This window comes from Candidatus Poribacteria bacterium (assembly GCA_021295755.1).
Classification (GTDB): Bacteria; Poribacteria; WGA-4E; order WGA-4E; family PCPOR2b; genus PCPOR2b.
Window position 1 is genome coordinate 1 of the sequence record JAGWBT010000075.1, and the last position, 5425, is coordinate 5425.

Consider the following 5425-nt stretch of genomic DNA (forward strand, 5'->3'; position numbering starts at 1 on the left):
TGCACAGCCAACCCCCTAAATCCCCCTTATCAGGGGGACTTTGGAAACTGCGCGTAGGTTAGAGTTATTGGTAAATATCCACTTATTTCTCTGATTCACTATAATTGGACACTATGAACGAACGATGTCAGGAACTTGTTCACAGAGTTACGGCACACAAAGTGTGCCTACTACTTTGAATGTCTATTTATTTTTAGAATTCACCACAGCTTTCATTCGCTTGGTTTGCAACGTTTTCTATAACTAGCAACTTAGGTTATCTTTAACAGAAAGCCGATGGATCTTCAATATCTAGTAACTTGGGTTAAGCTAGGGTTGCCGTCCCCTAATCATCAACAACATACCGCAACATTACCCCAAGATCGCCGACAATCCAGCCCGTTTCGGCGTCCGCCATATAAATCGAGTTCAGGTTATAGTGGCTTTCGCACCTTTGTGGACGCCAGTTCTCGCCACCATCGAGGGTACGGATAACTGTGCCTTCGCCGCCGACCGCCCAGCCGAGATTCGCATTGAGGAAGAAGACACTATTAAGGAAACTTGCCACGTAGCTCTTTTGGCGTTTCCACGTGCGCCCTCCATCGGTTGTGTGGATAACCAATCCATCAATCCCAACGACCCAACCGTTTAGATGGTCTGTAAAGTACACCCCCGATAGCCAGACCTCTCCGAGCTCGGCTTGCACCTCCCATTTTTTGCCGCCGTTCCGTGTGTGAAGAATCACACCGCCTTGCCCCACAACCCATCCGGTTTGAGTGTCAATGAAATGGATACCAAACAGGTGACGGTTGACACCGCTGCGCTGTTTACTCCACGTTTTGCCACTGTCCGCGGTGTGCAAAATCTCCCCACTGTGACCGATTGCCCACCCGTGCTGTGGATCAACGAAGGAGACACCGAGGAGGTCATTTTCCGTATTAGCCTCCTGCTGTAACCACGTTTTGCCGCCATCGGTGGTGTGGATAATCGTTCCCCATTCCGCAACGCTCCAACCAATCTTGTCGTTGATAAAATGCGTTGATCCGAAACATTCCATCGTTCCGCTATCTTGCGACTGCCAGCGTAATCCACCGTCGTCCGTGCGGAGGACCTCACCGCGGTCGCCCACCGCATATCCAACCTTATCGTTGATAAAATGGAGGTCTGTGAGCAGATAGCTCGGTGCGGATTGAAGTTCCCACGTCCTTCCACCGTTCTTGGTGTGCCAGATAGTTCCGAACTCCCCGACAGTCCAGCCGAGTCGAGAATTGACAAAATGGACACCTAGCAAAACGACATCCGCTCCGACCAATTGTGTTGCCCCACCTCGCTGATGCTTCCACGTCCTCCCGCCATCGTTGGTGTGCAAGATGGCCCCCAAGTCGCCAACGATCCAACCGTTCTCGGCATCGGGAAAATGGAGCGCGTACAGGAGGAAGGTGTGTAGCGGTTCATCCCCGGTTCTTATCTGCTGACCGTACTGTTCTTCGTGGCGTTTATTTGAGCCGCTCGTTAAATATTTCCAGTTCCTGCCGCCATCCTGTGTAGCAAGCACTATCCGTCTGTCACCGGCGATCCAGCCGCGGTTCTCATCGACAAAGTGGACATCGGACAACTCGTAGCGGACATTTGTTCTCTGGTAAGTCCAGCGTTTTCCCCCGTCGCGTGTATAGTAGGCGTTGCCCTGGTGGCTGACAGTCCAACCTTGACGGGCATTGAGAAAAAATACACCCCGTAGTGAGTTGTCGCCAACCCCTTCTGATCGATCTACCCAATTCTGTCCGCCATCCTTCGTGTATAGCACCGTCCCAAAATCGCCGACGATCCACCCCTCTTGGGCTGAGACGAAGTGGAGATCGAACAGGTTATTATATGTATCGCCGGATTGTCGTTCCCACGTCTCCCCACCATCGTTTGTGTGCAGGATGATACCATTTTCGCCGACGATCCACCCGGTTTGGTGGTCTGCAAATCGCAGCGCTCGTAACGGATGGTAGACGCCACTCTGCTGTGGCTGCCACGTTACCCCGCCGTCCGTTGTGTGTGCAATCACGCTGTCGAGTTCCTCCGCAAATGTGCTTCCTGCGTTATTGCCGACTATCCACCCGGTGCGCTCGTCAATGAAGAATACATCGTAGAATCGTGCTTCCCAATCTGCGCGTCGAACGATTTCCCAGCGACCGGGTTTGGGGGCTTGATCTCTTGAACATCCAACGCTTCCGCTGATAAGGATCACAATGAGAAATACGACGTGAAACGTGAAACGTGATGCGTGAAACGTGAAACGTGAAACGTGATGCGTGATGCGTGAAACGTGATTGGCAGAGTTTTTGATTTCTTTATTTGTTTTCACGTGGAATACATCCTTTGCAAAGCAGTTTTGATAAATCGGTGCGAAGCCATCGTTTTTCTGCGACGATACACCTATCTTATAGGTTTATCCGATACCATCGGTTCTTGTTGCTAGTAGAAAATTTCAGATCTCTGTCTGAACGATTTTGCCGGATAGTTCGTCTAATAGGATATGCGAAACACAATACAAAATCAACCTGAACAAATTATCCAAAATAAGCTATCTGCCATCCAACGTCGAATGCGGATTGAGAGAATCTTCCAGAATCTGGCTGCATTTAATCTCTGGGGGCTTCTCATCGTTGGGCTATTGCTTGTAGCCAACCGATTTTTCCCGTTGCCGATACCGATTGGACTTGCAATCGCCCTGCCAATCGTCGTTGCGAGTGCTATTGCAGTTGGTTTGGTTCTGTTAGGGAAGGTAGATCCGTTTGAGGTGGCACGTTTTGTGGATCAACGCCTCAATCTGAAAGAACGGCTCGGCACTGCCCTTGAGGCAATGAGGCGGAGGAACGCAGGTGATTTTGCCATTTTGCAGGTTCGTGATGCTGCACGGGCAGTCCAAGGGATTCTCCCTGCCACTGTGGTCTCCTACACGGTCCCACGGACCCTCAAATGGCTTCCCATCCCCATGTTGCTAGTTGGGCTTTCATTCTTCGTCCCACGCATGTATGAAATCGTCCCGCCCCCGAACCCCTCAGAACAGGAAGCTATCCATGACGCTGCAGCAAGGCTTGAAGGAGCGGTTAGTGGTCTCGACGAGACGGAACTCTCCAAACAGGTTGAGGAGACGGTCAAAACATTGCGAAATAAGCGCACTGGTGTGCAAACCGCTCAGGAGAAACTCAGCAAACTTCGTGAAGAGGTTCAGGCACAGAAAAACCAACTGGCGGAAAATGAGTTGGATCAAGCGGTCGAAACCATCTCTAAGCTGAGCGAAATTTCCAACCTACTCGGTGGGGCGAATACAGCGGAAATTGCTTCAGAACTACAGGAACTGGCGGATCAGATGGCTGGACTGACTGAGGCACAGCGGACGGAATTGGATGCACTACTCAGGCAACTTGCCGAACGGCTTGGGGGCAACCCCGCTGCCAAGAACCTTGTGGATCAATTGAACGAGATTGAAACAGAGGGAGTCAGTCCTGAGATGCTAGCGAAAATTGCACGTTCGATTCTAGAGATTGACCAGCAGGCAAAAGACATCGCACAGTTGGAAGATATTTTGGAGGAGATTAAGACAAGCCGAAAAAATATTGGATTGGCGGGTATCGAAATGGCGCGTAAAACGGGAGGAGTGGCAGGCAGCGATGGGGGACCGGGCGAAGAATCTGAAACGGGAGAGGCACGGGGAACACAGATTGAAGCAATGTATTTAGAAACACAACCCACGGAAGCACTACAATTAAGGGGAGCCACATCGGATTCGGAAGAATTTGCCACAGCTTCAACACAAGAGGCTCCGGGCGGTGAGGAGGAACCCACTTATATGCCACACCGAGAAGCCTATCTCAACGCAAAACAGGCTTATGCGGAGGCGATAGAAAGGGATCGGATTCCTGTGCGGTATCGGCAGCGGGTTAAGGATTATCTAGACGCCATTGCGGAGACAAGTAAATGAGGTGTGAAACGTGAAAAGAGCAAACCATCCGCTAATCCACGCCAATCCACACGAATGAAACAACAATTTAACGCAAAGATGCAAAGGAGCAAAGACGCGGAGAAAAGCAGATATAGATGGGAAGCGGGTTATAAGGATTGGACGAGATCGTACAACGTGGCAATAATTAACGTGATTGAATGTTTGCCGCGTCCTTTGTTTCTGGGAGGTACTGCATTTACAGAAACTCGACCCCCGACATCTGGCAGTGGGATATGTATACCGGCGGCACTCTTGACGAAGCAGGGACTTTGAAGGGTAGATAGCCATTCGCCCGGCACATAGTAGTTCACAATAGATTTCAGTCTTTCGTCAATGGTTGCGTCGTCTAAGCCAAATCCCTCAAGGGTGGCGGGATGCACGCCTGCACTATTGAAAGTCACCGCCGGCCGATTTGCTACGAGGCTCGCGGCAGCTGCTAGACCGCCGCCCATGGAATGTCCTGTGAAGAACACTTTATCCCCATAGGCTTCCACCACCGCTTTGCCAAGTTGGATAGCCTGTTGATATATTGCTGCGCCAAACCCTAACCCCTGAGAAAGGCATGTCTGGCTATCTTGGAGGATATTGGTTCTCCTGACACCCCGATAAACAACGACAATCTCCCCCGCGTCCTTCGATTGGTATAGCATCGCACGAAAGCCTGTGTTAGCATCTTCAAACCTTGCGTCCTTTAGTCCTTCCGGGAGTTGACTCGGGTGGCTCTGTTATTCGGGAGAAATAGACATCGTTACTCCCCGCTGGCGTCATAAAGATCGTGGATCTACCCGTTTCTGCGGAGATGTAAAGTGTCTCCTTCGCTTCGTAAATCGCCATACACAGCACAGCGTAATCGAATGGCGGCTGCTCGTTCAGCTGCCCTTCGCTCTCCTTGAAATCTTTGTTCGGGCAGTTTCTCAAGCAGGCGAAACCGATGACCGCAATCGCAGCCCCAGCAACTCCGGTTGCAATCCTTGAAGCCGTTAGTAAGCCATATCGCCAACCGCTCGGTGGGTAGTTCTGATGTTCTAGGCAGTATGGACTGTCTTCAACGGCGCTTCTGAGACATCGAAAAATAAAGGGGGTTCGTGCTTTACATCTCATAATTGTTTTCTAAACTTCACGCTATTTTCAGTTGTAGTTTTCGCATAATTGCGATAGTATTATTGTGTCGCTCATGAGCCCGTTGTTAAACATCACCTACATATCAAGGGGAAAACCGTGATACCAAGTTACTAAAGACGGTTCGGAAGATCCGCTCGGTCAACAGGTGCTGAATCAGCATCTCCTCGACAGCGGCTTCAGAGAGGTTGGGGTTGATTGATTGACGGCATTTCTCATGGAAGGCGGCAAAGGCGGCGGTAAACTCCCGATTCGCGCCCTGTTCCTTTTCGATCAGCTCTGCCAAGCCGTTCCCAAGCGCGGGCACCTTGTCTTTGAACTGTGCAACTGCCT

5 protein-coding genes are annotated in these 5425 nt (G+C 50.7%); 1 reads left to right on the top strand and 4 read right to left on the bottom strand.

Annotation, left to right across the window (positions count from 1 at the left end):
• Window positions 1-325 precede the first annotated feature (325 nt).
• On the bottom strand, window positions 326-2332 hold the full coding sequence (locus J4G02_12175; GenBank protein MCE2395336.1) for a hypothetical protein: 2007 nt from the start codon (window positions 2330-2332) through the stop codon (window positions 326-328).
• Between the two features lie 171 nt (window positions 2333-2503).
• On the opposite strand from J4G02_12175, the gene J4G02_12180 reads away from it, so the two are divergent.
• Entirely contained in the window at window positions 2504-3952 is a 1449-nt protein-coding gene (locus J4G02_12180; GenBank protein MCE2395337.1) for a hypothetical protein, read from the top strand.
• Between the two features lie 128 nt (window positions 3953-4080).
• Here the strand turns inward: J4G02_12180 and J4G02_12185 are convergent, their stop codons facing one another.
• The 3 genes from J4G02_12185 to J4G02_12195 form a co-directional block, all read right to left on the bottom strand.
• Entirely contained in the window at window positions 4081-4623 is a 543-nt protein-coding gene (locus J4G02_12185) for a hypothetical protein (GenBank protein ID MCE2395338.1), read from the bottom strand.
• Between the two features lie 25 nt (window positions 4624-4648).
• Window positions 4649-5074 carry a hypothetical protein gene (locus J4G02_12190; GenBank protein MCE2395339.1) on the bottom strand — a complete coding sequence of 142 codons (426 nt, stop codon included), beginning with the start codon at window positions 5072-5074 and terminating at the stop codon, window positions 4649-4651.
• 103 nt (window positions 5075-5177) lie between these two features.
• A partial coding sequence (locus J4G02_12195; GenBank protein MCE2395340.1) for a hypothetical protein occupies window positions 5178-5425 on the bottom strand: 248 nt, incomplete at its 5' end.